Below are 596 nucleotides of genomic sequence, written 5' to 3'. Positions count from 1 at the left end.
GTACTGCTCCCAGCGCCCGGACTCCTGCCACAGCTCGGCCGGCTGGATGGCGGGCATCAGGACTTCCAGTGCGCCTGCCTTGTTCATTTCCTCGCGAACGATGGCCTCGGCCTTGCGTAGCGCTCGCAGCCCCATCGGCATCCAGGTGTAGAGGCCGGAAGCCAGCTTGCGGATCATCCCGGCACGCAACATCAGCTGGTGGCTGATCACCACGGCATCGGAAGGGGTTTCTTTGAGGGTTGAGAGCAGGAACTGACTGGTGCGCATGTGGCCGTTATGTCCGTGCAGAGGCTGGAATTAGGCTCGGCATTGTACGGCGCGCGGGGTGCGGCGTACAGGACGGAGGCGGTGAGGCTCGGGGCGCCGGACGAAACGAAAGAGCCCGGCTCGCGCCGGGCTCCATTGCTGCATCGATATGCGTAAGCGCCTGGGTTACAGGATGCTCAGCGGGTACTCGATGAAGGCGCGGATCTCGGTCAGGTCCGGGCTGCCAGCGTCACGCAGGGCGCCGTTGGAACGGTAGCTCGAGTTGCGCAGCTTGAGCGACAGATCCTTCACCGCGCCGCTCTGTACGACGTACTGGACCTGGTTGAAGA

At 64.1% G+C, this 596-nt stretch carries 1 protein-coding gene and 1 pseudogene; both read right to left on the bottom strand.

The window, feature by feature from the left end; genetic code table 11:
• Positions 1-267: pseudogene (locus ACU8YC_RS25675) on the bottom strand (proline--tRNA ligase); the annotation flags it as partial.
• 165 nt (positions 268-432) lie between these two features.
• The coding region (locus ACU8YC_RS25670) for an OprD family outer membrane porin (RefSeq protein WP_446896060.1) at positions 433-596 on the bottom strand (164 nt) is incomplete at its 5' end.

The organism is Citrobacter sp. VF227 (assembly GCF_052950715.1).
The sequence above is the reverse complement of the archived record's forward strand: the minus strand, read 5'-3'. Positions and strand labels throughout refer to the sequence as shown.